The sequence below is a fragment of the Verrucomicrobiales bacterium genome (assembly GCA_016793885.1).
Lineage (GTDB): Bacteria > Verrucomicrobiota > Verrucomicrobiia > Limisphaerales > UBA11320 > UBA11320.
On sequence record JAEUHE010000092.1, the window covers coordinates 1 to 26,413 of the forward strand.

Annotated in this window: 21 protein-coding genes; 12 read left to right on the forward strand and 9 right to left on the reverse strand. The window is 60.1% G+C overall.

What is annotated here, in order from left to right; all coding sequences use genetic code 11:
• Positions 1-251: 251 nt before the first annotated feature.
• Together moaA and JNN07_10575 are read right to left on the reverse strand one after the other, a co-directional pair.
• Positions 252-1,400, reverse strand: coding sequence for a GTP 3',8-cyclase MoaA (moaA, locus tag JNN07_10570; GenBank protein ID MBL9168174.1), 1,149 nt, complete (start codon positions 1,398-1,400; stop codon positions 252-254).
• Positions 1,318-2,166 carry a hypothetical protein gene (locus JNN07_10575; protein ID MBL9168175.1) on the reverse strand — a complete coding sequence of 283 codons (849 nt, stop codon included), beginning with the start codon at positions 2,164-2,166 and terminating at the stop codon, positions 1,318-1,320. Before JNN07_10575 ends, moaA begins: the two co-directional genes overlap by 83 nt.
• An 88-nt stretch (positions 2,167-2,254) precedes the next feature.
• Between JNN07_10575 and JNN07_10580 the strand changes: the two genes are divergently transcribed.
• Together JNN07_10580 and JNN07_10585 are read left to right on the forward strand one after the other, a co-directional pair.
• Positions 2,255-2,944, forward strand: a complete 690-nt coding sequence (locus JNN07_10580) for an LON peptidase substrate-binding domain-containing protein (GenBank protein ID MBL9168176.1) — start codon at positions 2,255-2,257, stop codon at positions 2,942-2,944.
• Between the two features lie 29 nt (positions 2,945-2,973).
• On the forward strand, positions 2,974-3,651 hold the full coding sequence (locus JNN07_10585) for an HAD hydrolase-like protein (GenBank protein ID MBL9168177.1): 678 nt from the start codon (positions 2,974-2,976) through the stop codon (positions 3,649-3,651).
• Here JNN07_10585 and hflX read toward each other — a convergent pair.
• The 4 genes from hflX to JNN07_10605 all read right to left on the reverse strand — a co-directional run bounded on the left by hflX (position 3,648) and on the right by JNN07_10605 (position 9,704).
• Entirely contained in the window at positions 3,648-4,889 is a 1,242-nt protein-coding gene (gene hflX, locus JNN07_10590) for a GTPase HflX (GenBank protein ID MBL9168178.1), read from the reverse strand. The two genes, JNN07_10585 and hflX, sit on opposite strands and share 4 nt — an antisense overlap.
• A 228-nt stretch (positions 4,890-5,117) precedes the next feature.
• The gene (locus JNN07_10595) at positions 5,118-8,681 is read right to left on the reverse strand and encodes an ABC transporter permease (protein MBL9168179.1); all 3,564 of its coding nucleotides are present in this window, start codon (positions 8,679-8,681) and stop codon (positions 5,118-5,120) included.
• 1 nt (position 8,682) lies between these two features.
• Positions 8,683-9,387 carry an ABC transporter ATP-binding protein gene (locus tag JNN07_10600; protein ID MBL9168180.1) on the reverse strand — a complete coding sequence of 235 codons (705 nt, stop codon included), beginning with the start codon at positions 9,385-9,387 and terminating at the stop codon, positions 8,683-8,685.
• A 44-nt stretch (positions 9,388-9,431) separates the two neighbouring features.
• Entirely contained in the window at positions 9,432-9,704 is a 273-nt protein-coding gene (locus tag JNN07_10605) for a hypothetical protein (protein MBL9168181.1), read from the reverse strand.
• Positions 9,705-9,874: 170 nt separating this feature from the next.
• Here JNN07_10605 and JNN07_10610 point away from each other — a divergent pair, with 170 nt between their 5' ends.
• The 4 genes from JNN07_10610 (at position 9,875) to JNN07_10625 (ending at position 13,656) form a co-directional block, all read left to right on the forward strand.
• Entirely contained in the window at positions 9,875-11,098 is a 1,224-nt protein-coding gene (locus JNN07_10610; GenBank protein ID MBL9168182.1) for a 2,3-bisphosphoglycerate-independent phosphoglycerate mutase, read from the forward strand.
• Positions 11,099-11,350: 252 nt separating this feature from the next.
• The gene (locus JNN07_10615) at positions 11,351-12,070 is read left to right on the forward strand and encodes a 3'-5' exonuclease (protein MBL9168183.1); all 720 of its coding nucleotides are present in this window, start codon (positions 11,351-11,353) and stop codon (positions 12,068-12,070) included.
• Positions 12,067-12,720 carry a hypothetical protein gene (locus JNN07_10620; GenBank protein ID MBL9168184.1) on the forward strand — a complete coding sequence of 218 codons (654 nt, stop codon included), beginning with the start codon at positions 12,067-12,069 and terminating at the stop codon, positions 12,718-12,720. The genes JNN07_10615 and JNN07_10620 overlap by 4 nt, the downstream gene beginning before the upstream one ends.
• A 9-nt stretch (positions 12,721-12,729) precedes the next feature.
• Positions 12,730-13,656, forward strand: a complete 927-nt coding sequence (locus JNN07_10625) for a tyrosine recombinase (GenBank protein MBL9168185.1) — start codon at positions 12,730-12,732, stop codon at positions 13,654-13,656.
• Here the strand turns inward: JNN07_10625 and JNN07_10630 are convergent.
• Entirely contained in the window at positions 13,635-14,057 is a 423-nt protein-coding gene (locus JNN07_10630; GenBank protein ID MBL9168186.1) for a group III truncated hemoglobin, read from the reverse strand. The two genes, JNN07_10625 and JNN07_10630, sit on opposite strands and share 22 nt — an antisense overlap.
• A 356-nt stretch (positions 14,058-14,413) precedes the next feature.
• On the opposite strand from JNN07_10630, the gene JNN07_10635 reads away from it, so the two are divergent.
• The 5 genes from JNN07_10635 (at position 14,414) to JNN07_10655 (ending at position 21,915) form a co-directional block, all read left to right on the forward strand.
• Positions 14,414-16,342, forward strand: a complete 1,929-nt coding sequence (locus JNN07_10635; GenBank protein MBL9168187.1) for a hypothetical protein — start codon at positions 14,414-14,416, stop codon at positions 16,340-16,342.
• 82 nt (positions 16,343-16,424) lie between these two features.
• Entirely contained in the window at positions 16,425-18,533 is a 2,109-nt protein-coding gene (locus JNN07_10640; protein MBL9168188.1) for a CHASE2 domain-containing protein, read from the forward strand.
• Positions 18,534-18,725: 192 nt separating this feature from the next.
• Positions 18,726-19,526 carry an ABC-2 family transporter protein gene (locus tag JNN07_10645; protein MBL9168189.1) on the forward strand — a complete coding sequence of 267 codons (801 nt, stop codon included), beginning with the start codon at positions 18,726-18,728 and terminating at the stop codon, positions 19,524-19,526.
• A gap of 25 nt (positions 19,527-19,551) precedes the next feature.
• Positions 19,552-20,388, forward strand: coding sequence for an ABC-2 family transporter protein (locus JNN07_10650; protein MBL9168190.1), 837 nt, complete (start codon positions 19,552-19,554; stop codon positions 20,386-20,388).
• 90 nt (positions 20,389-20,478) lie between these two features.
• Positions 20,479-21,915, forward strand: coding sequence for a hypothetical protein (locus JNN07_10655; GenBank protein ID MBL9168191.1), 1,437 nt, complete (start codon positions 20,479-20,481; stop codon positions 21,913-21,915).
• Here the strand turns inward: JNN07_10655 and JNN07_10660 are convergent.
• Complete coding sequence (locus tag JNN07_10660) at positions 21,863-24,208, reverse strand: heavy metal translocating P-type ATPase (GenBank protein MBL9168192.1); 2,346 nt, start codon at positions 24,206-24,208, stop codon at positions 21,863-21,865. The genes JNN07_10655 and JNN07_10660 overlap by 53 nt on opposite strands.
• A gap of 115 nt (positions 24,209-24,323) precedes the next feature.
• On the opposite strand from JNN07_10660, the gene JNN07_10665 reads away from it, so the two are divergent.
• Entirely contained in the window at positions 24,324-25,103 is a 780-nt protein-coding gene (locus JNN07_10665) for an MOSC N-terminal beta barrel domain-containing protein (protein ID MBL9168193.1), read from the forward strand.
• A gap of 263 nt (positions 25,104-25,366) precedes the next feature.
• On the opposite strand, the gene pheS is transcribed toward JNN07_10665, so the two are convergent.
• Complete coding sequence (pheS, locus tag JNN07_10670; protein MBL9168194.1) at positions 25,367-26,371, reverse strand: phenylalanine--tRNA ligase subunit alpha; 1,005 nt, start codon at positions 26,369-26,371, stop codon at positions 25,367-25,369.
• Positions 26,372-26,413 lie beyond the last annotated feature (42 nt).

Consider the following 26,413-nt stretch of genomic DNA (forward strand, 5'->3'; position numbering starts at 1 on the left):
TGTGAGAAAACCACGACTAACCCAGGGTAGGCGCTCCTGCGTCGCGCCAACCCTGGGCTTTGAGCCGGAATCCCTTTGGGATTCTAACATTTGGTCGAAGAACTTGTGGGTAATGCTTAGGTCGTGCCACCGCGGTCCATAGAGCTGCCCCGCACGCAGTGCCTTCTAGCAGCGAACACCGCCTGCAGCAGGGCCGTTCCTGTTTCCGAACCTCACCCCAGCCGAGGCCCTGGTGCAGACGGTGTTCGCTGCTAGCCGCCGATGCAGCTCATCGAACGGGGAGGCGAGATGAACTCCGGCTCCCCAATATGGTGTCGGGCTTCCTTCTGCCAAACGACCTGAGTCAGATAGTCGGAAAGCTGCGCATCCGTTGCTCCGGATCGCATCCGATCGCGGATATCGTGTTCCTGAACGCTGAAAAGACAGGTTCGGATCTTGCCATCGGCCGTCAACCGTAGCCGATTGCAGTGGCCGCAAAACGGTTCACTCACCGGGGCGATGATGCCAATCTCTCCACGTCCATCGGAAAACCGCCATCGTTTAGAAGTCTCCGAACGATTCTCCGAGTCCACCGGCTCCAGTTGAAATCGCGCCTGAAGACGACGCAGGATCTCCTGGCCGCTCACCACCAGATCCTTCTGCCAGGCGCGCGCCGAGTCCAAAGGCATGAACTCAATGAAACGAAAGGAAAGATCCTCCGCGCGACTAAACTCCGCCAGACGCTCGAGCTCCCCATCGTTCAGGTCGCGAATGATCACCGCGTTGACCTTCACCGGCGAGAGCCCCAGCTCCCGGGCAAGCCGAATTCCAGCCAGCACCTCATCCAATTCATCCCGTCCGGTCATTTTCCGAAAGATGGCGGGATCCAGGGAGTCCAAGCTGAAGGTGATTCGCCGGAGTCCAGCCTGACGCAACGCGGCTCCGCGAGAGCGAAAGCCCGACCCATTCGTCGTCATGGCCAGGTCTTCGATGCCCGGGATCTCGGCCAGCAAACCGACCAACTTTTCCAACTCACGACGCAACAGCGGCTCTCCGCCGGTCAGGCGGATCTTGCGGATGCCCCGCCCCACAGCCAGTCGCACAAAACGAACGATTTCCTCAAAGGTAAGGAGGTGGGATCGAGGAGCCCAGGAATGCTGGATGGGGGTCGAGTTGGGGAGGTTGGCCCATCGGCCCCGGTAAAAATTCTGAGCCGCTTCGGTTTCTGGGAGGCAGTACAAACAACGGAAATTACAGCGATCCGTTACGCTAACCCGCAGGTCGCGCAGCACCCGTCCATGGGAGTCAATGAGCTGGTCCTCAGGCACTACACGGGCATCACGGCTTGGGAGTGGCGGGCTTGGGAGCAGGGGCTGGGCTTGGCGTGCCTCCTGCGGGTGGCGGCAGAGCCGGGGCCGCATTCGGACGCAAGGCACCAGGGGTCGTAATGGTGGCCGAACCGTCGGTTCGAAGCTCCGCCTGCAGCCCAAAGTTCGTGGCCGTCGCGGTCGGTTTCGCCGGCTTTGGAGTCTGCTGCAACAGCATCTGGCCGCCTTTCGCTTCGGAGAAACCAAAGATACCTTTCTTGATCCACTCAATTCGACGGGCAATAGATAACTCTTCCTTGAGTCGAGAGAGTTGTTTGCGCAGCTCGACGATATCGTTGAACTGCCGCTCCAACTCCGCCTTCTCCGCCTGCAGCCGCTTCAGTTCTTTCAACAAAAACTCACGGTCACCTTCTGAGGCCGCCAGTTTCTTCTCCGTGTCTGAAATCGCCTTCTCCAAGCCGCCAATGGCACCACGCAGATCATCGGATTGTTTCTCCAAGGTGGTATTCTCGTGCTCCAACTCGGCAATCTTGGAATCGCGCTTTTTCATCTCCGCTTGAAAAGCCTCCGCCGCAGCCTTGGCCTCGCTCTTGGCCTTCTCGAGGTCCGCCGAGGTTTTCACCAGATGATTGGACAGCCCGGAGAGTTCCAACGACGTCACGGTGAGATTCGTCTCCAGAAGCAGCGAGATCTTGTGCAGCTCATCCCGTTGCACGCTGGCTTTCACCAGGTCGTTGGACAACGCAAGGATCCGTTCTTGGTCCTTCTGTTGTGCCTCCAATGCACGTTTGTTCCGTACATAGAGTGCGCCTCCGAGCGCTAAACAGATAATCGTCAATACCGTTAATGCTGCCCTCATAAGGTGTTCAGTCTGTCGGTGGCTTGGATTTTTGGCAAGTGTAACGACCACCGCTTGAATTACTGACGCAGAAGCTTAGATTTGATTCATGGAACTACCCGACCAAGTGCCGGTAATGACCTTGCCCAGCGCCACCCTGTTCCCTCAGGCACTGCTGCCGCTCTACATCTTTGAGCCCCGCTACCGCAAGATGCTGGCTGACTCCCTGCAGTCTCACCGCATGTTCTCAGTCGCTATGCAGGACCCCTCCCGCAGCCGGGAACGCCCCTGCACCATTGCTGGCCTTGGCTTGATTCGAGTGTCGGTCGACCACGCAGATGGCACTTCCCATCTCATACTTCAAGGCTTAACACGAGTGCAACTCGTTGAGACTGTGCAGACTAAGCCTTACAGAATTGAATCCATAAAGCCCCTTCCCACCCCCCCAGCCGACAATCTGGTCATCGATGCCCTTAAAGAAAAAGTTCTGGAATTGGTGCGCCGTCGAATGGAGGTCGGACCTGCCCCCTTCCCCTTCCCCGCTATTGAAAAGACCAAGAAGGGCTCCAAAAAGTCCAAAGGCAAAGCCAACGGCGAAACAATCGAGGAGGTCGTACACTACCTCGAGGCCCTCCCGGGACCCGATCACGTCGCGGATTTGGTGTCCTGCGCCGTGCTCACCAGCCCCATGGCCCGCCAAACCATCCTTTCCACCCTGCCTCTGGAGGATCGGCTCAAGCACTTGGTGCACTTCCTCATGGCTGAAATCGAGGAATACGGAAAAGGCAAAAAGGACTAGGCGCCCCCTTAGCCCCCACTTAACCACCCATGGTACACCTGGTTCTGTTTGATATCGACGGCACTCTGCTCCACACCGGAGGCGCCGGACGCAAGGCCTTCCGCCAAGCCTTCGCCACCGCCTTTGGGGTGCTCGATGCCACCGAAGGGATGGAATTCGCCGGTCGGACCGACACCTCGCTCGTGCGAGAACTCTTCCAACGACACCAGGTCGAGCATACCCCCGAGAACGTCCACTACTTCTTTGATGTCTACTACTTCTGGCTCGATCACATCCTGACCCAGAATCCCGGAAAGGCCTGCCCCTTCGTCTGGGAGTTCCTTCGCGACTTGCGAGCGCTTCCTCAACCGCCCGCCATCGGCCTCCTCACCGGCAATGTGCGGTTGGGTGCCGAGATCAAACTACGTCACTTCCAACTCTGGCAGGAGTTCTCCACCGGGGGATTCGGCGATGATCATGAGGATCGAAACCGAATCGCAGCGATCGCCCGCACTCGCGGAAGCGACCTTCTGGGGTTGCCATTGGAAGGGGAGCAGGTACTGGTGATCGGGGATACCCCCATGGACATCCGCTGCGCGAAAGCGATCTCGGCGCGGTGCTTGGCGGTGGCCACCGGCACTTCCTCCGTGGCCGAACTCGAACGGCACGGTGCCACCTGGGCCGTCCCCAGCTTGGAACATATCCCCGCCGCCGCCACGTGCGGCTAAAGCTCAGCGGTGACGAAGGGCTGAAACTCCGACCGATGGTGGGGTTGGATGCGCACCTTGAGCAGCACTTCAGGACCCGTATAGTCGCACTCCACCACCTCCCCCACGGCATGCAAACGGGCAATCACCGCGGAGTTCTCCGGCGGTACCTGCAGCTGCACGAACTGCCGAATGGGCTTCAGCGCTGTCCCCAACTCGGCCAGTAGCTGCGACACCCCTTCTCCCGTGCGAGCCGACACCGCCACCGACTTCGGAAAGCGATCCACGAAGCTCTGAACCCGATCAGGCCGCTCCAGACGGTCTACCTTGTTAAAAACCATCAAGGTCGGTTGCTCCGCCGCGCCAATCTCGGCTAGCACCTGGTTCACCGCCAGAATTTGCTCCTCCGCGTTCGGATGGCTGACATCCACGACATGCAACAGCAGATCAGCCACCACGACCTCCTCCAACGTGGCCTTGAACGCTTCCACCAAGCCGTGAGGAAGCTTGCGAATAAATCCCACCGTGTCGGTGAGCAACACGTTCTGGTTGGTCGGAAGCCGAAGCCTTCGAGTGGTCGGATCCAGGGTGGCAAACAGCTTGTCCTCGGCCAAGGTGCTGGCTCCGGTAAGCTGGTTCAGCAAGGTCGACTTACCGGCATTCGTATAGCCCACTATCGAAGCCAACGGCCACAACCTCCGCTGTCGACCCTCACGCTGGGTCGACCGATGCAGCTTGACCTCGTCAAGTTCCCGGTTGATCCGAGCAATCCGGTCCTGCACCCGACGTCGATCCGTCTCCAGCTGGGTTTCGCCGTCACCCCGCATGCCGATGCCGCCTTTCTGCCGGGACAAATGCCCCCAGAAGCGGGTCAAACGGGGAAGCAAATGCTCGAGCTGCGCCAGCTCGATCTGCAGCTTGCCCTCACGCGTGCGCGCGCGCTGCGCGAAGATGTCCAAGATCAGGGAGGTCCGATCCAGCACCTTGCACTCGAAGATTCGTTCCAGGTTCCTGTTTTGCGCGGGCGAAAGCTCGTCATCGAAGATCACCGTGTCCACCTGATCTCCCTGACAATTTCCGGCAAACTCCGCCGCCTTCCCACTGCCAATATAGGTAGCAGCCACCGGCGTCTCCATCTTCTGGGTGCCAGTGCCCACCACCTCCCCGCCTGCCGTCGACACCAATTCCTCTAGCTCAGCAAGGGAATCCTGTGTCTCCCAGAGAGACTTCGATTTCCACTCCACCCCGACCAGGAACACCCGTTCCGAGCGTCGATTTCCATTCGCTACTAATGCTTTCAAATTGGTCTTACCTCCACAGAAACCTACGTCAGCGTCCGGGAGGGAGAGGGAATCTATCAGGTCTTGATGATTTGGAAAGCCCGCAAAAGGGAATCAGCGGGTGCTCCTCGGCGACACCCCCTTTGAGGCGGTGATTCGCGTCGTGGCTGCCGCGCAGATCCTCACGACTTGACCGGTCAGGTTCTCCTACTCGGCACGCAGGTTGTCCAGGAGCCTGCCCCGAAGCGCCACCACCGAGGAGAGAAGTGTCGAGATCAGGCCTACCACGAACACGCCGGACAGCAGTGCCAGCAGCAGCGGCACCGGCAGATCGTTGGTCGGCGAGAGAGCGACCGGCACCACGGCGAGCAAGGCCGCGCCCACGCCGACGCCCAGCCCGGCGGTCAACAATCCCAAGTGCTCCCAAAACAAAAGCCCATAGATCATGCCCCGGCGAAATCCGAGCGCGCGAAAGAGCCCCAGCTCGGCCCGGCGTTCAAGGGCGTTACGCAACAACACCACCCCCAGACCAACGCTTCCGAGCAACAGGCCCAAACCACCCAACATCTGAAAGGTGTTTAGATACGTGTTCTGCACCCCGTTGAACTGGGCCAGCCGAACGACCGTCGGGGTCGCCTCCAGCCCCGCATCCTTCAGCCCACGGGACAGCTCCCCTGCCACGGAGGAAATCTGGTTGGTCGGCGCATCGATCAGAAAATATTGGTAACCTCCCACGCTCGGAAAACGGCGGATAAACTCGCGTTCGTGGATCACCAGATTCCCTTGCAGAATCGAGTTGGCCAAGCCCGCGACCAAGCGAATCTTGAAAGGCCGCCCCGCCTCGTCGGCCAGCGTCAAGGTGTCGCCCAACTTCTTGCCCAGCGCCCACTGAATCGAAGCCGCATCCCCGATCGCGGGGATCACCTCGCCTTCCCCGTCCCCATCAGCATAAGGAACAGGCGGGCTTTCCAGCAGCTTCCACCCATCCTCCGTTCGCAGCCCCGAGGCAGCGCCCGCGAAGGAAAAGGCGCTGCGATCAGCCAATCCGGCTGGCGTGACGCCGAGTATCCGGGGATTCTGGGCCCGGTTGAGATTCAAACAGCTGGCGTCATCACCCGCACGCAGCCGAAACGGAACCGCCGCCACAGTGCTCAGGGTCCGCTCGTCCAAGTTCAAAGCTTCACGGCCGGCCGAAGTATTTAAATCTTGAACGACCGGCAGCGTGCTCTCAGCAATCAGAGCAAAGCCCCCCGTCCCGGAGGATCGGCGGCCTGCATCAAAGTGGGCATCCAGCCGGTGAGCTCCGATCGAGACCACCAAAAAGCTGCCGCAGGCGAGCAAGGCACAGGTCGCCAGGCTGCGTGAACGTCGCCTGCCGACGCCCCGAACCAGGAGAGACCGAATGCTCAACCCCTCGGCCAGCGCGGGCGTTTCGCTCCACCGTCGCAGACACCATGACACCGCACCCAGGCCGGCAACCAGCGCCAGCGCCGACGCCCCAAAAAACAGCGGGGCATTAGCCGCCTCACGACGTGAAAGCGCCCACCCAACCATCCCCACGGCGCCGATCAATCCGAACGCCATCACCCACGGCGACCATCCGCGTCCAGATCCCACCGTCCCCGGCGCCTCCTCCAGCCATACCCCAGCCGAGAGCAGCTCGCGGGCGGGCCTCCTACCCAGCTTCCGGAGCATCCAGAACAGAGTGAGCCCGCTGACCAGCAAGGACGCCACCAAACCCATGCACAGAGTCTGAGGCGTCAGGTGCAGCTTCAGATGCGAGGTGCCCACCGCCCCTTGCCAGAGACTGCCCAACGCCCACAGCAAAGCCTCCGCATAAACCTTCCCACCCCACGCGCCCGCCAGCCCGGCCAACCCCGACAACGCCAAACCCTCCGCCAAGTAAATCCGGCGAACTTGGTTGGGTGCAAATCCCAGCGCGAGATAGGTGCCGATCTCCTGCTGGCGCTGCTCGACTCCGAACTGAAACAGCAGCGCCATTAAAATCAGGGCGGCAACGATCAGGAAGAAACTGAACCCAATGAACAGCCCGCCAAAATCTTGCGAGTCCGCCGCCGCCTGAAGCGCCTGCTCACGCACGGGCTCAAACCGAAGCCCGATCGTTTCCGGTGAGATGCGAGCGCGCAAGGAGGCTTCCAGAGCCTCCTGCGCAGCCGCCAAGGGCGCTGAGCCACTCGACACCGAATAGCGTATGGCCGTCAAAGATCCGAACCGGTTGGCCCACAGTTTCTGCCCTGCGCTCAGTCGAATGAACGCCTTCGGGGTGCCTCGGTGCTGCTTCCAGTACTCCTCATCCTTGTCACGAATCGGGTGCACCAGCTTAAACCCCGCATCCCAGTCGCGCGTGCTCTCGGCCTTCGAAAGCCCGGGAAACTCCGGCATCAAACTGCGATCCGCATAGCGCCCCTGCATCGAAACGATCGAGCGCACCCGGAAACGATTGGTCCTCTCCACCAAGGCGGTGCCGGTATCCAAAAGATAATAGGAAAGGTCCAGGGCATCACCCGGCTTCAGCTGGAGATCTTCCGCCAGCCACTGATTCACCACCACCTCGTCGTCGGCCAGGTTCTCCGGCACCCACGGCGCCTCGACCGCCGCCACCATGGAATAAGGAGCGGCCAAGTCTCCATGTCGAAGTTCGTTCACCAAGTACGTGAGAACCCCCTGCCCACCGCCCTCCAGCGCGGCGCGCGCGAGGGAGTCAGAGAGAAAGATCCGACGGCTGATCAGCTCGCGGCTGCTCGGATCGCCCGGCACATCGCGCAACGTGAGCTCCGCATCGGCCAGCGTCCACAGGTTCGACAAAGCGCCCGCCAGCAAGGCTCCCTGAATCGTCGCCGGAGCCAAGGTCCGATTGCCCTCCGGTCCGGTGCCGGCTCCCCGTGCGAAGAGGGCCGAGACCCACAGCCGCACCCGCTGCCAGAAGGATGCCTCAGTCCGGGTCACGAAGGGCGGCATCAAGGTGAGGTTGGCCAAACCTGCCACCCCCGCCAATTCATCCAATTCCTCCAGGCGAAAAAATGCGTTCAACGGGGGAGTCTGGCTGGACCGCAATGACAGATTCCCCCCCTCCGTCCCCGTCAACACGGAGTGCACTCGAACCCGGAGCGCGATGCTCTGATCCTCTCGGGGAGTGATCACTGCATCGCGCGACAACGCGCTGGGCTTGTGCAGGCGGAAAACCAGTTCATCCCCGGGCTTGGCCTGCAACTGAGCAGCCAGTGCCTCGTTCAAGATCACTGTCCCGGGCGGAGGATCAACTCGCATCTGCCACGCCATCTCCGCCGCGGGATCCAACTCAGCTTCCCGCCCCCCCCCAGCGCTAGCGCTTCCCGGAAAACGAAACAAAGAGCCGGTGGGCACGCCGTAGACGTTTACTCGATTGGCCCGCTGAGACTGGTCTTGGCGAGCCGCGGTGCCCGGAAGATGCAGCAGCGTCGCCGGCGCGGCGGTGAGTTCGTAACGACTCGGATCGAGATCCGGACGCGTCGCCAGATGCCCCGCCAAAGTGTGCTGCGGCTCAAACGAGCTGAAGAGAATGGAACGATAGAACCGGTCGCCGGAGCTCACTGCAAAATGATGCCCCAGCAGCCTCTCCATCCCCAAATCACGCAGACTCCCCCGAACCGAATCGCCCACCACCAAAGCTCCAATCAAAATCGCGCTGCCCAGGGTCGCCCCCAAAAACACTCCCACATGGGCGCGCCAATGATGGGCCAAGCTGCGCAGAATCAGTCGAAACCAGCTCATGTCATGCATTCGCATTCGCCAGGCTCTGCAAGCGGCCATCGCGAAGTTCCAGCACGCGCCCCATGGAGCGGGCCAAGTCAAGCGCATGAGTGACGACCACCAAAGTGATCTTCTCCTCCAAGTTCAGCTCGACCAAAAGTTTTCCCAACTCGGCGGCGGCAACGCGATCCAAGGCTCCCGTGGGTTCGTCGGCCAGCAGGACGCTGGGCTCGTTCACCAGCGCGCGCACCACCGCCGCCCGCTGGCGTTCACCGCCCGAGAGCTGACCCGGCCGATGCGACAGCCGATCCGCCAACCCGACCCGCTTCAGCAAGTGTCGAGCCCGCTCCATGGCCGCGGGCGGGGCGGAGCGATGCTCCGCCAGCGTCGGAATCAGTACATTCTCCCAAACCGTGCAATGCGGCAGAAGATGATGAGATTGAAAAACAAACCCGATGCTCCGATTGCGAAACACCGCCAGAGCCCGCTCATCGAGAGTCGTCAGGTCCTGGCCCTCGAACAACACCTGCCCTTGATCCGGTCGATCCAGGGTTCCCAACAGATTGAGCACCGTGCTCTTGCCGGAGCCCGAGGGACCCACGATCGCCACACTCTCGCCGCGCTCAATCGTGACCTCCACGCCGCGCAGGATGGAAAGGGAAGGACCTCCAACTCCGGAGGCGAACGACCGATGCACCGCAACCAGCTTCAGCAGTGGGGTGGACATGGAAAAATCTACAATGGTATGCGGCGATGCCCACCGGACATCGCTCACCGAGGTTTACGGAAAGCCCGAGCCCCAGCATAAAGGGCCACGCCTGCCAGGGCGAACAACGCAGCAGAACCGGGCTCCGGAATCTGCGTCGAGGTGGGGCCGACATTCCAAGGAGTAGAGGTGTCAACGTATCCGGAAAGAGTGGTGGACGACACCGGCACCAACACCGAATGCACGGTCTCCTCGGCAACGGCCATGTAGCCCGGAAACGCGGCCGCCAATCCCCCGATCAGGAGCAGGATCGCCCGAATGCCAGATAACGTAGTCATGACTCCGGTGGAATACCCTATAGGATGATCCTGACACAAGCCTCGAGATCAGCGTTTCAACCGTTGACGCTCCTGTCCAAACAGCCGCATGATTGCCGCCGCTTTTGCCGGTTCCATTCCGGGTAGAGCACACCGTAGATACTGAACTCAAACTGTTACTCAACACATCCATGAACCTCGACGCCCTCTATTCCCAACTTCTGGTTAAAACTCCCGCCAAGCTGGTGCTGGTCGTGCTCGATGGCTTAGGCGACATCGCGACGAAGGAGCAAAACTACCTCACCCCGCTGGAGGCCGCCGCCACCCCGAACCTCGACCTACTCACCCAGGATGCCGCTCAAGGACGCATGATCCCGGTCGCCCCAGGCATCACTCCCGGCAGTGGACCTGGCCATCTCGCGCTGTTCGGCTACGACCCGTTGGAATATCAGGTGGGACGCGGGGTCATCGAAGCCCTGGGACTCGGAATCGACCTCAAGGCGGGAGATGTGGCGGCTCGAGCAAATTTTTGCACTCTCAACGAGAAGGGCATCGTGACCGACCGCCGGGCCGGGCGCATTAAGACCGAGGTGTGCGTCGAGCTGTGCGAACTCCTGAGCAAGAAAGTCAAACGCATCGGCGACACCGAGGTGATCATTCGTCCCGGCAAGGAGCACCGCTTCGTGGTGATCTTCCGCGGCAAGGGACTCGAAGGGCCGTTGACCGATGCCGACCCGAATCGCGAAGGCCTCGCCATTCCCGCAGTGAAGCCGACCAACGCCAAATCCGCCAAACAGAAGAAGACCGCCAAGCTCATCGCCGACTTCTACAAGGCAGCCCTCCCCGTTCTCAAGGGCCGTCAACCGGCCAACGGCTTTCTGCTTCGCGGCATCGCCCACCAGCCTGCCATCCCCACGTTCCAAGAGCGCTACGGCATGCGGGCCGCCGCACTGGCCGTTTATCCGATGTACAAAGGACTCTCCCAACTCGTCGGGATGAAGAAGATCGAAGGGCCTGAAACCATCGCTCAGCAGTTCGAGCGCTACCTCGCCGAATACGACAACTACGATTTCTTTTTCATCCATTACAAGTACACCGACAAGCACGGCGAGGACGGCAACTTCGAGGCGAAGCGCAAAGCGATCGAAGATTTTGATGCGGCCCTTCCCATCCTTTTGCAGAAGCGTCCGGACGTGCTCGCCATCACTGGCGATCACTCCACTCCCTGTGCGTTGCACGGCCATTCTTGGCACCCGCAGCCCGTGCTCCTCACCTCATCTTCATCCGGCTCTGACAAGCTGGAACGCTTCACCGAGACCGGCGCAAACATGGGATCACTCGGAGTGTTCGAAGCGAAATATCTGATGCGATTAATGCAAGCGAACGCGAAGATGTTCGACAAATTCGGAGCGTAATTCTTATTCATAAATCTTCGTTCAATAAAAAAAAGTCTCGCTCTAAGAAAAGTTTCAGCTACAAGTCCAATCACCTAAACCACAAAATGGATCGGGGGTGATTACGAGTGGCAGCAAAAAAGAAAGCAGCAAAGAAAGCAGTTAAGAAACCAGCAGCGAAGAAGAAGAAGAAGTAAAGGTTAGCAATAACCGATTCCAGGATGGCGAGACTTGGTTTGTGCCAACGGGTTTCCCCATCCTGTTTTTTTTCCCATGGCAACTTTGGTATTCGACATAGAAACCGTCGGGCTCCCCGCCGAAGCCTTCGACGAAACTCAACAGGAATATCTCTTTCGCGACGCCGGCAAACTTCCCAGCGAAGCGGAACGCGACGCGAAGCGTGCGGAGATCCAAAACCTGTTTGGCCTCTGGCCTCTCACCGCTCGGGTGGTCTGCCTCGCCATGCTGAATGCCGACTCCCAGCGCGGACAGGTCCTCTTCCTGGCGGATGATTTCGATCCAGAGGAGGCACCGACCGCAGGAGTGGAATTCAAACCGTGCTGCGATGAGACCGAGTTGCTTGAAGGATTCTGGGAGGTGGCCAAGCGCTACGATTCCGTGGTCACCTTCAACGGCCGCGGCTTCGATGTTCCGTTTCTCTACCTCCGTTCCGCCGTTCTCAACGTGCCCATCAGCCGCAAGGATTGGCTGGGCTACCGCTACGCCGTAGAGCCCCATTGCGACCTCGCTGAGCAGTTGACGTTTTATGGAGTCAGCGGGAGAGATGGCGCGGCACGGAAGTTTAACCTCGATTTTTATTGCAAGACCTTCGGGATCGAATCCCCTAAGAGTCACGGAATCAGCGGGATGGATGTTGGAAAGCTCATGAACGAAGGCCGGCACCGCGAGATTGCCGAGTACTGCCTACGCGACGTCCGAGCGACGGTCGAGCTGTATCGGATCTGGAAGGAGCGGTTGGCGGGAGTGAAATGATCCGCATTCCTAAAACCTTGGTCTGCTTCGCGGTCGTCCAGGAGTCCAAACCATTTCTCCGCCGGCTGTCCCCGGGACCTGAACTCGAGGTTCTCGTCACGGGCATGGGACCGCACAACGCGAGGAAGTCGTTCGAGCGTCAACTCACGACCTGTAAGCCCGATCGCGTGTTCACCTGTGGCTTCGCCGGCGGCCTCAACCCGGACTGCCAAGGCAGCCAAGTGTTCTTCGAGACGTCCTCACCCGAGCTCAGCCGCTTGCTTGAACAAGCCGGCGCCAAGGCAGCTCGGTTTCTCTGCACGAGTCGAGTTGCCGCCACGGCGGATGAAAAGCGTGCGCTGCGGGCCCGCGGCGGTGAGGATCTCGTGGAAATGGAATCCGGTGTCATTCAATCGGTCTGCCAAGCCCGCGGACTCCCCTGCGCAACGGTGAGAGTGGTCTCGGATGCAGCAAACGAAGACCTCGCCCTCGATTTCAACCAACTCATGACGCCAGATTACCGGCTGAGTGGACTCAAGCTAGCCGGAGCGCTGCTGCGACGCCCAGGTCGCATCCCTGCCCTCCTGCGACTCGGCAAGACGACGGCTAGCGCGGCGGAGAGCCTCGCCGATCTCCTGGAGCGAACCCTCCGAGTTCCAGCGACGGTTTAACAACCCGGCATGGAAACGCTCATCGAAGATTTCCTTCAGTATCTGCGCCACGAGCGGGGCCAATCGATTCTCACTCAACGGACGTATCAAACGCTGCTGAATCATTTCGCAACCTGGGCGGTCGCCCAAGGCCTAAGTGAATGGAAGCAGGTCGAACTTCCCCATCTCCTCCGTTTTGTGGAGCAGGAGCGCGGACGCCCTTGGGAAAAAGCAGGCGCCCCCAAGGACAAACGCCTGAGCAACGAGAGCGTGTATCTTTCCATTGCCGCCCTGCGCGCGTTTTATCGCTTCGCCGAGCAGGAAGGACATCTGCCAGTCAACTGGGCCGAAAACCTTTCGCTGCCACGACGCTGGAAGCGCCTGCCCAAGTCACTTTCTGCCGAGGACATCGATCGCCTGCTCAAGCCGGTGACTCCGGAGACCCCAGGCAGCCTCTGCGATCAGGCCATCCTGGAACTCGCCTACTCCTCCGGCCTGCGCCTGGCCGAACTGCGCAACCTACGCCTCGAACAGCTGCAGCTCGACGCCGCATTTGTCCAAGTGCTCGGCAAAGGAAACAAGGAGCGGGTGGTGCCCATGGGAGCCCCGGCCATCGATGCGATCCGAAGATACCTGGTCGGAGGCCGACCCCACCTGGTGAAACCTCATTCGCCCGCCAATGTCTTTCTGAATCAGCGCGGCCGAAGCTTCGGCCACTACACGATGTGGCTGCGCGTCAAAAAGCGTGCGCTCTACGCCGGCATCACACGCAACATCACGCCCCACATGCTGCGGCATAGCTTTGCCACCCATCTACTGGAACATGGCGCCGACCTGCGAGTGATCCAGGATTTACTCGGTCATGCCAGCATCAGCACCACCGAGATCTACACCCACGTCGCACCGGCTCGTTTGCGGGATGTGCACCGCAAGTTTCATCCTCGCGGCGATGGTTGAGGGGGGAGGCCAGGCTCGGATCCGATGTTCAAGCCGGAACGTCCTCCGAGGATGCGCAGCAGCTGGGCACCAATTCGATGAGCGAGCTCACTCATTTCCGCCGCTTCCGGCGCCGGCAGCTGACGTCGACAGTTAAAGTCCCAGAGTTCTAGCCACTGCTCCAAGTGCGGAGCCCCGATACCCAAGGAGATATGTGCACCCCCGAAGCCGCCCCCGTAGCGGGATGGACCTCCCGTTTGTCGGGCCCAAAACTCTCCGATCTTCTCCAGGTGCGCAGGCCAGTCGGAAATCCGCGAGTTGAAGATCGGGCCCAGGATCTGATGCTGGCGAACATCCGCGTAAAAAGGACGCAGCAATCGAGCGATGCCTTCATGACCACCAATGCGTTTGTAGAGCGACATAAGCCTGAGAACTTTAACTGAGTTGAGGTTGCCTGTGGCGATACCGAGAAGCGATGTAAAATCCGGTGAGGCTGGATCCACTCTATGGAGTGCGGCAGCCCTCTGCCGCTTTGGTCTCTCCAGCGGAGCTGGGCTCCCCTCCGGGGGCACCGAAAAGCTGTAGAGGCCTACAGCACTCCAAACGCTTCGCGAGGAGGAAAGACGTATGGAGTGCGGCAGCCCTCTGCCGCTTTGGTCTCTCCAGCGGAGCTGGGCTCCCCTCCGGGGGCACCGAAAAGCTGTAGAGGCCTACAGCACTCCATTCCCCGCTTCCCTCCCACGGCTAACCCGCTTACACTCCCTCACAGAAGCTACGCATGAAAACCCGGTTCCTGGCTACGACTATCCTGCTGTCCGGACTTCTTACCATCGGACGGACCCAGACCACCCCGCCACCTGCCCCCACGGGCATCGAACTCTTCAATGCCGCGCTGCAACACGTCAGCTCGGTGTTTGATGCGGGTTCCGATGGTTCACCTCGAACCTTCTCGGCTGGATGGAAACTCGTCGAGGCCAAGGGGCTTCCTAAGCAAGCCGCTCAAGCCCACGGGGATCTTGCAATCGCCAGCAGCAATCGGATCCGCGCCTCGTTCAAGATCGACCAAACCGAACTGACCATCACTCGCGACCGCAATGAGCTTTGGATATACGCTCCTTTAAAGAAATTTGGGGTGATCGGGAAATCGGGAGTTCCACGGTTTCAAACCGCGCCCGAGAAGATCGATAGAACCCAACTGGGGCCGATGAAACTGCCCGTGTCGCGCGAGCAACTCGCTCTACTCCCTTTTCTCTGCGAGGTCAAAACCCTGGAAGACACCCAACTCGACGGGACGAGCTGTCGGGTGATCTCTGCCACACCCAAGCCCGAGGCCATCCAAGCCCTCAAACTTCCTTCCGGGACCCTCACCTTCACCCTCCGGGTCGCCGACTCCATGCCGCTAGGGTTACGCTGGACCGATAAGGCCGGTGTCGATGTTGCTCTCCGGCTGTCCAACCCGCAGTTCCAGCCGGGGATCGACGACAAAGACTGGTCCCTTGCTGCCCGCGAAGGCGATCGCATCGAGACCACGGCCCTCTCTCACCTGACCCGTGCGTTGCCGGTGATGCTCTCGAGCCTCAACCAACACATCCCTACACTGGGACCAGCCACCGGGGAACGGAGGCTGCTGGCGATCGAGGGCAAGGGAAGGCTGGAATCCATCGATGGCACGCGGGTGCTGCATTTGGAAGGCAGTCCAGAAGAAATGGGACACCAGCAGGGGGTTCTCATGAGGAAATCCGTGCAGGATCTGGTCGAACGAGTGCTTTATGGAGTGGGGGTCGGAAGCTCCTTCGAGAAAGGACGTTGGTTCTTTGGTGAAATCGAGGAGGCACAGCGCCGGCTCAATCCCTTTATCGACCCGCGTTATCTGCGCGAAATGGACTCGCTCGCCATGGCCACCAAACTGGATCGTGAGGAGATTCGACTGGCCAACTTTTTCCCCGAACTTTTTCACTGCAGCGGGTTTGCCGTCTACGGAGATTCCACCGTCGGCGGAACGATGTATCATGGCCGAATCCTGGACTACCTCCGCGGCATCGGCCTGGAACAAAATGCGGTCGTGATGGTGTTCAAGCCAGATCAAGGCCATGCGTGGATCAATGTCGGCTACGCCGGTTTTGTCGGCTCGGTGACTGCCATGAACGAGAAAAAGGTGGCCATCGGGGAGATGGGCGGGCGTGGCGAAGGAAACTGGGACGGAAAGCCGATGGCGCAACTGGTGCGAGAGGTGATGGAGAAAGCGGGCACCATCGAGGAAGCCTTGGCGATCATGAAGGGCAGCCCTCGGACCTGTGAATACTACTACGTGATCTCCGATGGGAAAACCAAAAGAGCCGTGGGCATCGCCGCCACCCCAACCACGTTCGAGACCATCTGGGCTGGAGAGAGTCATCCCAAGCTGCCTCACGCCTTCAAGGACGCGGTGCTCATGTCCGCCGGAGACCGTTACGAGGCACTCGCCAAGCGAGTGAAGGAAGGCTATGGAAAAATTGACGCCTCGGGAGCCCGCGACCTGATGACCAAGCCGGTGTGCATGGGCTCCAATATTCACTCCGTGCTGTTCGCGCCTGAGACCCTCGAGTTCTGGGTCGCCAACGCCGACTCCCAGAACGTAGCCAGCCACAGCCGCTATACCCATTATCGCCTCGACGAGTTGCTGAAACCGTTCGGCGCGAAGCCCGCCCCCCGATCCGGGCAGCCTTAGCCATGTGCCCACTCCGTCAGCCTGCCCGTGCTCTTCCTGATCCCGCGAAGCTACAACTTCCCAGGCGGGGCCGGAATCTGCAATGAACCGGCCCAGCACCATCGTCAAGACGCTGCGCCGAAACTCGCTCGCCGGAGGGTTGATGTGCCTCGCGCTTACCCTGCTGCTCTGGTATTCGGTGCTGGGCGATCCGTGGCTGAGATGGAGCTATGACTTCGGCTACCTCCTGCGCCCGGCCACCGCTCCTCCCCCCGAGGTTGTCGTGGTCTTCCTCGACAACAAAAGCTACGAGGCTCTCGGGCAGCGAGCCGCCGACTTCGACCGAGGCCTGCTCGCTGATTTTGTGGACCGAATGACCGACGACGGCGCGAACCTGGTCGTTCTCGACATCTGGTTCCAGCTTCCCCGTTCGATCAAGGTTCAGACCAACCTCACCGAAGCCGGAGACCGCAAACTCGCCCGGGCCATCGAAAGAAATCGGATGGTGGTTCTGGCCACCGTCACCGAGGATCGAGCCCACGCCGAACTAAACATCAGCACAGTTCTCCCCCCATTCCCCGCGCTCAAGGAAGCCAAAGCGCATCTCGGCCTCTCGAAGGTGAGGAGCGACGGGGACAACATGGTCAGATCCTTCCATCATGGGGACGAGCAGGAGCCAGGCTTCGCCTGGGTCGCCGCACAGCTGGCAGGATCCCAATACCTGGCCAAGCCGGGAAGCCCTCCTGACAATGAGCTTTGGTTGAACTATTACGGGAAGTCAGGCTCGCTAAAATCATTCACCTTTCGCGAGGTGATCGGCAAAGACTCCCAACCGAAGGGATACTTCAAGGGCGCTAACGTATTTGTCGGAAGCTTGCCCGGGGCGAAGGACGCCCAGGAGATCACCGACCATTATCGGTTTCCCTACTCGAGATGGACCACGGATCGTATCTCGGGGGTGGAGATCGCAGCAACCGCCTTCGCCAACCTGGTGCGCGGAGATTCGCTTCGCTATTGGGGATACCAAAATCAACCGATGCATCTGGCCCTGGTCCTCACCACGGCGGCACTGTTCGGCTGCGGGCTCGTCTGGCTGCGACCGGGTTGGGCGGTCGGATTCAGCATTGCCGGCGCCCTCGCAGTCGCTCTATTCAGCTGCATCTGGGTCTGGAAAAGTCACGTCTGGGTGAATTGGATGCTCATCTCGGGAATGCAGATCCCCTTCTCCCTCGCCTGGTCCCTGCTCAGTCACACCCGCGCCCTGCGCCAAGAGAAGGAACACCTGGAGCAAACACTCACCCAAACCCTCCAGCAGGTTGAGGAGACCCGAAAGGAGAAGGAGAAGGTGGCCGCGAAGGAGGTGGCGCAGCCCGATAAGGGCAATCACGAGCCGGGCCCAACCGTCGCCGACCACACTCTCGTGCGACAAGTGGGCAAAGGCGGTTACGGCGAGGTCTGGCTGGCGCGCAATGCCATCGGACTGCACCATGTGGTCAAGATGGTCCATCGACGCGACTTTAACGACGACGGGCCCTACGAGCGCGAGTTTCGCGGCATCCAGAAATTCATGCCCATCTCCCGATCTCACCCCGGCTTCGTCCACATCCTCCACGTGGGGAGAAATGACGAACGAGGGTTCTTCTACTACATCATGGAACCGGGGGACGACGAAAAGACAGAGCAGCAAATCCAACCGGACACCTACACACCCAAGAACCTGGGCACGGTCATCCGCCAACGCGGCGCCTTGCCAGCGAAAGAGTGCGTAGGCCTAGGCCGGGCGCTGGCCGATGCGCTCCACTGCCTCCACCAGCAGCAACTCATCCACCGGGACATCAAACCCGCCAATATCATTTATGTTAAAGGTCAGCCCAAGTTGGCTGACATTGGTCTGGTAACGGAGATCCAATCCACCGCACAGGATGTCTCCCGCTTAGGCACCGATGGGTTCATGGCGCCGGAAGGTCCCGGCACGCCCGCTTCCGATGTGTACAGCCTGGGGAAGGTGCTCTATGAGGCATGCATGGGATTGGATCGCCGCCGCTTCCCGGAGCTTCCCACCGCCCTCTATGAATCGGAGGATATCACCGCGCGCATGGAACTGAATCGCATCATCATCCGCGCCTGTGAGCCGAATCCTCAGGATCGTTACACGACCGCGGCTCAGATGTCCGCGGACCTGGCGGAGTTAGGCGCGAGGCTGGGAAGGTAGAGCGCGGAGCACACTGCGATATGGGGTGGCGAAACTCCGTGGCGCCCACCTCGGCGCGAGGCTCCGCTGCACACGGAGGATTAACCCCGGTGAGGGCCTCTCAGCATAGAGTGTCCCTCGACGTATTCACGCTGGAGTTCTCCGAACATTGGCGATCATAATTCCTCCGCAACGAGCGGTGACTCGCGGCCGATGGCAAAATACTGGCACATTCTCAATGTCGGAATTCAGAACACCCTGGTCTATCGGGTGAATTTTCTATTCCGAAGTCTTTTCGGTCTCATACCCCTGATCGCCACCATCTCTCTGTGGCGCACGATCTACGAGGACAAGGGAGCCAACATCAATGGGTATACTCTCGGCCAGATGATCAGCTACTACCTGGTCATCACCCTGGTGGATATGCTCACCGCCGTCGCAGAGGACGACTGGCAGATCGCCGCCGATATCAAAGACGGCGGAATTAGCCAGTTCCTGCTGAAGCCCATCAACTATCAGGCGTATCGATTCGCGTTGTTCATCGCCGGACGCTTGATCTACACCTCCATGGCGCTCCTCCCGGTCCTCGCCTTCATCTTGTTCCAGCGGGAGTATTTTTATCTCCCCGCCGATCCGATCACCTGGCTGGCATTTGGCCTGTCCGTCACCATGACCGCTGCGCTGCAGTTCCTGATTTCGTACTCCATGGCGTTGCTGGCCTTTTGGCTGCAAGAGGTCAGCACCCTCATCTTCATCGCCTTCGCGTTTGAGTACATTGCCGGCGGGCATCTCTTTCCCTTGGATATTCTGCCGCCCTGGCTGCATCAGCTGCTGATGTGCACCCCTTTCCCCTATCAGCTCTATTTTCCAGTCAACGTGTATCTCGAGCGCACCACGGGAACCGAACTCGTCGCCGGCCTGATGATCCAAGCTGCCTGGGTCGCGGCTGCTTACCTGCTATCCCGCTTCGTATGGAGCCGGGGGATCCGCCACTACGAGGCCGTCGGAGGTTGACACTCCTCACCTGCTGTCCCACACCATGCCGTCCCAACCCACATCGCCGGTTCCAGAGACCCAGGGCTTGGTTCGACGCTACGCTCGGATCTACTGGGCCATGTGGCAGAACTCCGTCATCCGGGAGATGGGATTCAAAGCCAATTTCATCCTCTGGATCGTGGTCGAACTGCTCTGGTTCGCCCTCCAGATCGGCTTTTTCACCGTCATCTACCAGCACACCGACCGCATCGGCGATTGGAGCAAGTGGGAGGCGGTGCTGCTAATCGGAGCCAGCCACTTCATCCAGCAACTCTTTCAAGCATTCTTCTTCACGAATTGCTCCGAACTGTCAGAGCTGATCCGAACTGGAAAACTCGATTTTATGGTTCTCCTTCCGGTGAACACGCGGTTCATCGTGTCGCTGCGAAAGGTCGACTTGGGGGGCTTCGTCAATGCAGCGAGCGCCGTAGGCGTCATGATCTACGCGCTGCGCGAACTCAATCGCATCCCCTCCGTGAGCCAGGTGGCCGGGTTCTTGATTCTGTGCGTTGCTGGAATTCTCATCCACTACTCACTGATGTTTCTGCTCTCCGCCATCAGTTTCTGGACGGTGCGAGCCCAGGGCATCGTCTGGGGATACTACAACTTGTTCAACATCGCCCGCTACCCCGACTCGACCTTCCGGGGCGTGTTCAAAGTGGTCTTCACATTCGTCATCCCCATGACGCTCGTCTCCAACGTCCCGGTGAAGGTTCTCGCCAACCGGCTCTCCAACCCCCTGGAGGTGCTGTGGCTGCTCGGGATCGGCGGCATCTGCGCCGTAATCTCGGAAATCGTCTGGCGTGCCTCTCTCAAGCGCTACACCAGCGCCAGTTCCTAAAACCCCGGTTCTCAAGGCCCGGCCGCATCGGCCGATAGTTCCTCCAGGTGCCCAGTTCCAGCAAGCCGCCGGAACAACCACCGCGGAACCATGAAGATGCCTCTGATTCGAATTGCCGGCCACAGCCTGACAGCCGCAGCCTTAACTCTGACGCTGGTGTCGCCCCTGCTGGCACCCACCCTGCGCTCCGCTGAGGGAACGGAACCGACCTCTAAAACCGTACCACTCGCGCGAGTCTCGCCCCCCACGCGCAACCCCGCCACAGCCAGTTTGGGACTGCCCTCGCTTCGGAACGGAGTGGCGCGCTTTGCAACCGATGGAGCCATCTATGAAGGCACTCCCCACGAGGTGAAGCCTACCATCCGAAGCGGGGACTGGATCCCCGAGGCCAATGAAACCTTCGTCTATTTCCAGCGAGATAGCGACCGGCTTAACTACGATCTGCGATCGGACGATGCCGGCATGGTTTTCGTCGGCAAGAACCGCAAAGCGGAGTTCAGCCTCTACCGAACCTCCTTGGGCAGACTTTCCAAAGCCTGGGTAAAGGCGGGTCAGGCGATCCCCCACGGGATCGGAAACTTCGACCGCCTGCAATACCCCGTTTCTCGCGGCGATGTCGTGGTCTTCATTGGCTACGGAAGTGACAACCAAAAGGGGGTCTACCGAGCTGATAAGAATGTCATCCAGCGCGTGGCCGACCGCGCCACTGCCATGCCTGGAACCAGCGTCCCTTTCCACGACTTTAGCTACGCCTGCGTCGCCCAAGATGGCAGCGTGGTGTTCACAGGCTACTCCCAGTCCGGATCCGGGATCTACCGCTCCGTCGACAACGAGATCAAACCGCTGATCGACCGCACTCTCCGCGAGCCAAAAAGCTCCCAACCTTACGCCGGTGCACTGTTGGCCGCCGTCGAAGATCCCTGGGTCTACTTCACCAGCTTCGGCACTACGCTATCGATCGGACGCGTCCGCCTCGACGGGTCCAGCGTGGAAACGCTGGTCAACGAGGCCAGTTTTTCGGATGAACAAGGACGTGCGCTGGGAGCGATCAACTATGCCTCAGTGGAAGGAGAACGCGTGTTGTTCGAGGGCGCCATGGAGGGAACCGAGTTCAACTTGTTCTTGTGGGAAAAGGGGGCGGTCAGGCGACTCGTGCGACGGGGTGACCCGCTCGATGGTGGCGTGATCGTCGGGGTTCGGAGCGGACTGCAATCCATCTCCGGCGACCAATTCATCTGCCAGGTCGATCTGCAAAAGCCGGGTGAAGCCGGCTTTGTGCGAGCGGTCTATAGCGGCCGAGTCAGTGGCGCAGCCCCCTTGCCAACGATCGCAAGGACCTCCCCCCGCATCTCGGAAAGCCCGGCTGGCTGGCTGAAGCTCGGACAAGGAGCCAACCCCGTCTTCGCCCGAGAATCCACCAGGACCAACTCGCCGCTCAACACCGCCAAGCCTCCGACTCCGAATCCGAAGCCGCCTACGACGCCCCCGACTTCAGCTTCTCCAGCGGGTGCTCCGGAGGGGAAATAAGCAGACGCAGGCTGTTAAACACGACCACCAGCGTGCTGCCTTCGTGGCCGATCACTCCCACGGTCAAGGGGATCAGCCCGAACAAAGCTCCAGTCGCCAGCACCACGACGGTGCCAAGCGAGATCACCAGGTTCTGACGAATCACTTTCCTGGCCCGCTGGCTGATGCGGTAAGCGAATAGAAAATTCTCGAGCCGATCGTGCATCAAGACCACATCGGCCTGCTCGAGCGCGGCATCCGATCCTCGCGCTCCCATCGCCACTCCAACGTGAGCCGCCGCCAGGCTCGGGGCATCGTTCACCCCATCCCCCACCATCGCCACCTTTTCGCCCCGGGCGGTGAACTCTCGAATCGCTGCTACTTTATCTTCCGGACTCAGATGAGCTCGAACATCGCGGATCCCCAGCCGATCGCGCAAGACTTGCGCCGCTGACTCGCGATCACCGGTCAAAACCACGGGAGTCAACCCCGCTTCGTTGAGCGCTTCAATGACCCGGCGGGACTCTTCCCGCAGTTGGTCGAGCATCACCACCCGCCCCTTAAGATCGTCGGTCACCAGCCAAACCTCCGAGAGCCCGGGCTCAGCCGCCACTTTCGCGTCCCCCTGCGCACCAGCTTTTCCCAGGGTGGACTCCAACCAACTGCGACGCCCCAGCCTCACCTGCTTCCCCTGATAGTCGGCCTGCAGCCCCATTCCGGTCACGGATTGGAAATGTTCCAACTCATACGGAACGATGCCCTGCTTCTTGCCATGCCGAGTGATCGCACGCGCCAGTGGATGCGTCGACAACCGCTCCAAAGAAACCGCCCAGCGCAAGACCTCCGCCTCCCGGCCGGGCGGATAGCTCTCCACCGTCTCCACCTGCAGCTCGCCGGTGGTCAACGTTCCCGTTTTGTCCAGAGCCACTCGCTGAACCTCAGCCAGCTTCTCCACCGCCACTCCGCCGCGGAACAGCACGCCACGCCGGGCGGCCGACGCGATCGCCGCCAAAATCGCCGAGGGGATCGAAAGAACCAGCGCACAAGGAGACGCCACCACCAGCAGCGTCATGGCGCGATAGAAGGCGCTCTTGACCGCTTCCGTCGAAACGAAAGCCGGAGTCTTCAGCACCAGCCACCAAACGAGAAACACCGCGAAGGAGAGCCCGAGGACCGCATAAGTGTAGCCGGTCCCAAATCGATCCGTGAATCGCTGCGAGGGCGCCTTCTGATGCTGGGCTTCTCGGATCAGCCGGATGATCTTCTCGAGAGCGCTCTGAGCAGCCGGCCGCAAGACGGTCGCTTCCACCGCTCCCCACAGATTCATCGTGCCAGCCAGCACGGTATCGCCCACCTGCTTTTCCACCGGGGCGGATTCTCCGGTGAGATTGGATTCATCGGCAGCGGTAGCGCCCTTGGTGACCTCCGCATCCACCGGAAACAGTGCTCCGGGCTTCAAGAGCAACTTCTGGCCTACCACCAGCCGGTCGACCGGCACTTCCCGTTCCTGACCACGTTCGTCCAGCAATGTCGCGACCTGAGGCGCCCCCCGGTGCAGCGCCTTGATTTCACGCTGGGTGCGCCCCATCGCATAATGCTCCAAAGCACCGGCCATCGAGAAGAGGAACAGCAGGATCGCGCCTTCCTTCCACTCTCCAATCGCAGCGCTGCCAGCCGCCACCGCGAGCATCAAGAAGTGAACATCGAGTCGTCGTTGCTGGAGCAGCTCCCAAACCTCAACCACCGTAAACCACGAGCCAGCCAAGTAGGCGCCTACGAACAGCCACGGAGCCCAAGGCGCGGGTCCGAAAATCGCCCCCACCGTGAAGATGCCCGCCAAACTGGCTGCCACCAGTTGTCCCTTCCATTCATCCAAATGCTCATCATCGTCGTGAATCTCAAGCTCGCGCGGAACGAGTTTGGGAAGGGGGAGGGATTTCCAATGCCAGAACCGCGGGGCAGTCGGACAACTCACTCGAGCCAAAGTGGTGGCCTGGGGGTTTTGAGTGACTTGGATCTGCGAAAAGATACCCGCATGCGGAGGCCGCTCGCACTTCGAACAATCCCCCTTGCCCGTCAGAAGCCCACAGTTTTGACCTTCCTCACTCAGCTGCAGGCGATCCACCAAGCCTTTGACACGCTCGTTCAAAGCGGGATCTTCGCGCTGTCCCAACGTGGCAATCGACACAGAATGATCCGCAGGCCGAACGGTAACCGCCTCAATACGAGGCTCTACGGCCAAAATCTGCACCACACCCTCAACCAAGCACCGTGGTTGAGGGAGCTCGGATGACTTGTCATCGGATATCTTCATCAGTCAGTCCTATCCCGCAGACCCAGCATCTACCTTCCGATCCCAACTGACAAGACAGGAGGTGGGGGGGGTTCCCGCCTTGCCTCTCGACCCGCTTCTAGGGACACTCAACCTCGTGAAGCTGAGTCGCATCCTGCTCTATCCGATCAAATCGCTCGACGGTCTGGAAGTGCCTGAAGCCGAGGTGACGGCCCTCGGGAGCCTTCGCCATGATCGCGAATGGGCCCTGGTGGATGCCGACGGCAACTTCATCAACGCCAAACGCAACGAAAACCTCCACCGAATCCGTGCGTCATTCGACCCGCAATGCGCGACGGTATGTCTTTCCACCCTCGACACCCCCCCGGAACGTTTCGCTCTCACAACTCCAGAGCCAATCCAAGCTTGGTTCGATCGTGCGCTGGGCCAGCCCGTGCGCTTCATTCGGGACACCGAACAGGGCTTTCCGGATGATCTCGAGGCCAATGGACCAACCGTGGTGGGCGAAGCCAGCATGGCAGAGGTGGGAAGTTGGTTTGGTCTGGGCATCGATGAAATACGACGCCGGTTTCGTACGAATCTCGAAATCAGTGAAGCGCCCGTGTTCTGGGAAGATCGGTTAGCTACCAAACAGGGCAGTCTGGTGCCCTTCCACGTGGGAAAGCTGAAATTGCTCGGGGTAAACCCCTGTCAACGCTGCGCCGTCCCTGCTCGGGATACCGTCAGCGGACTCGCGCTGCCGGGGTTTCAAAAGCAATTTACACAACGTCGGAAAGAGACGCTTCCCTCGTGGGCAGAAGGGAGCCGATTCGACCATTTCTACCGGTTTGCCCTCAACACACAGATCGCATCGGGGCAAATGGGGAAACGAATCCGCGTCGGTGATCCAGTAAGCCTGCCGGGGCTGCAAGCCTAGCAGGCCGTCGGGCTTAGAATATCGTTCTGCAGGGTCCCCGCCCGGGCTACTGTGCGAGCTCTGGGTTTTTTGGATGCCGGCCTGCTAGCAATCACCCCGACTCGGAGTCGGGGTGAGGAAACCCGATCTCACTCTTCAAAACCGACTCTTTTTTCCGCAGGAAAAATATCTAGCAGCCTGTCGCGGTGTTTCCTGCGTCATTCCTCAGCACAAATGAGGTGAAAGCCGGACTCACGTCCGGTGGAGACAAGTCCGACAGGCTGCTAGAACTGCCCCAGAAAACGCGCGTCGTTCTCGTAGAACAGGCGGATGTCGTTCACCCCGTAACGGAGCATCGCCAACCGCTCGATGCCAAAGCCAAAGGCCCACCCCGACCACTGCTCCGGATCGTAGCCCACGTTCTCGAAAACTTGAGGATGGACCATGCCGCAACCCGCGATTTCCATCCAGTCCTTGCCCAACTTCTTCACCAAGGCGTTGGTGAAATCGATTTCATAGCTGGGCTCGGTGTAGGAGAAGTAGTGAGGACGGAAGCGAAGTTTCACATCGCTGCCCAACAACTCGCGAAAAACAAATTCCACGGTGCCTTTCAAATCCCCCACCGTAACCCCCTGATCCACGTAGAGCCCCTCGATTTGGTGGAATGTCGGGTTGTGGGTGGCATCCGCATTGTCACGTCGGTAGACACGCCCCGGCACAATGACGCGGATCGGTGGCTTTTGCTTTTCCATCACCCGAATCTGAACGGAAGACGTATGGGTGCGCAGCAGGGGGCGCGCTGGCGTGTTCAGATAGAAGGTGTCTTGCAAGTCGCGCGCCGGATGATCCGCGGGCGTGTTCAGCGCATCGAAACAGTGATACTCATCCTCCACCTCCGGACCATCGGCCACCGCAAAGCCCAGCTTGCGAAAACTTCGGACGATGTCCTCCGTCACTTGAGTCAGGGGGTGCAAGCGACCGAGTGAACGACGGCGGCCCGGGAGGGTAAAATCGGTCGGCTCCGACGGCAGCGCAGCCTTCAACTCCAGCTCCGATCGGCGACTCTCCAGAGCGGATTCCAGCTCGACTTTGGCCTGGTTGATCAATTTTCCCGCCGCGGGACGCTCTTCCTTCGGCAAAGAACCCAACTGCTTCATCAAGGCGGTGAAGCGTCCATTCGCGCCCAAGTACTGGATTCGGGACTGTTCCAAGGCGGCCAGGTCACCCGCAGCTTGGAGTTCCGCCAAGCCCGCGGCTTTCAGCGGTTCGATATCAGCGATCAACGACATAATTGGCAGCGGTAAGTGTTTGGAAAAGTAGCGTCGAGTCAA

Bases quoted from the DNA above. Each gene is read 5' to 3' on its own strand.
- moaA (MBL9168174.1), bottom strand. From the start codon at position 1,400: ATGCGGCCCCGGCTCTGCCGCCACCCGCAGGAGGCACGCCAAGCCCAG.
- JNN07_10575 (MBL9168175.1), bottom strand. From the start codon at position 2,166: ATGAGGGCAGCATTAACGGTATTGACGATTATCTGTTTAGCGCTCGGA.
- JNN07_10580 (MBL9168176.1), top strand. From the start codon at position 2,255: ATGGAACTACCCGACCAAGTGCCGGTAATGACCTTGCCCAGCGCCACC.
- JNN07_10585 (MBL9168177.1), top strand. From the start codon at position 2,974: ATGGTACACCTGGTTCTGTTTGATATCGACGGCACTCTGCTCCACACC.
- JNN07_10595 (MBL9168179.1), bottom strand. From the start codon at position 8,681: ATGAGCTGGTTTCGACTGATTCTGCGCAGCTTGGCCCATCATTGGCGC.
- JNN07_10600 (MBL9168180.1), bottom strand. From the start codon at position 9,387: ATGTCCACCCCACTGCTGAAGCTGGTTGCGGTGCATCGGTCGTTCGCC.
- JNN07_10605 (MBL9168181.1), bottom strand. From the start codon at position 9,704: ATGACTACGTTATCTGGCATTCGGGCGATCCTGCTCCTGATCGGGGGA.
- JNN07_10610 (MBL9168182.1), top strand. From the start codon at position 9,875: ATGAACCTCGACGCCCTCTATTCCCAACTTCTGGTTAAAACTCCCGCC.
- JNN07_10615 (MBL9168183.1), top strand. From the start codon at position 11,351: ATGGCAACTTTGGTATTCGACATAGAAACCGTCGGGCTCCCCGCCGAA.
- JNN07_10620 (MBL9168184.1), top strand. From the start codon at position 12,067: ATGATCCGCATTCCTAAAACCTTGGTCTGCTTCGCGGTCGTCCAGGAG.
- JNN07_10625 (MBL9168185.1), top strand. From the start codon at position 12,730: ATGGAAACGCTCATCGAAGATTTCCTTCAGTATCTGCGCCACGAGCGG.
- JNN07_10630 (MBL9168186.1), bottom strand. From the start codon at position 14,057: ATGTCGCTCTACAAACGCATTGGTGGTCATGAAGGCATCGCTCGATTG.
- JNN07_10635 (MBL9168187.1), top strand. From the start codon at position 14,414: ATGAAAACCCGGTTCCTGGCTACGACTATCCTGCTGTCCGGACTTCTT.
- JNN07_10640 (MBL9168188.1), top strand. From the start codon at position 16,425: ATGAACCGGCCCAGCACCATCGTCAAGACGCTGCGCCGAAACTCGCTC.
- JNN07_10645 (MBL9168189.1), top strand. From the start codon at position 18,726: ATGGCAAAATACTGGCACATTCTCAATGTCGGAATTCAGAACACCCTG.
- JNN07_10650 (MBL9168190.1), top strand. From the start codon at position 19,552: ATGCCGTCCCAACCCACATCGCCGGTTCCAGAGACCCAGGGCTTGGTT.
- JNN07_10655 (MBL9168191.1), top strand. From the start codon at position 20,479: ATGAAGATGCCTCTGATTCGAATTGCCGGCCACAGCCTGACAGCCGCA.
- JNN07_10660 (MBL9168192.1), bottom strand. From the start codon at position 24,208: ATGAAGATATCCGATGACAAGTCATCCGAGCTCCCTCAACCACGGTGC.
- pheS (MBL9168194.1), bottom strand. From the start codon at position 26,371: ATGTCGTTGATCGCTGATATCGAACCGCTGAAAGCCGCGGGCTTGGCG.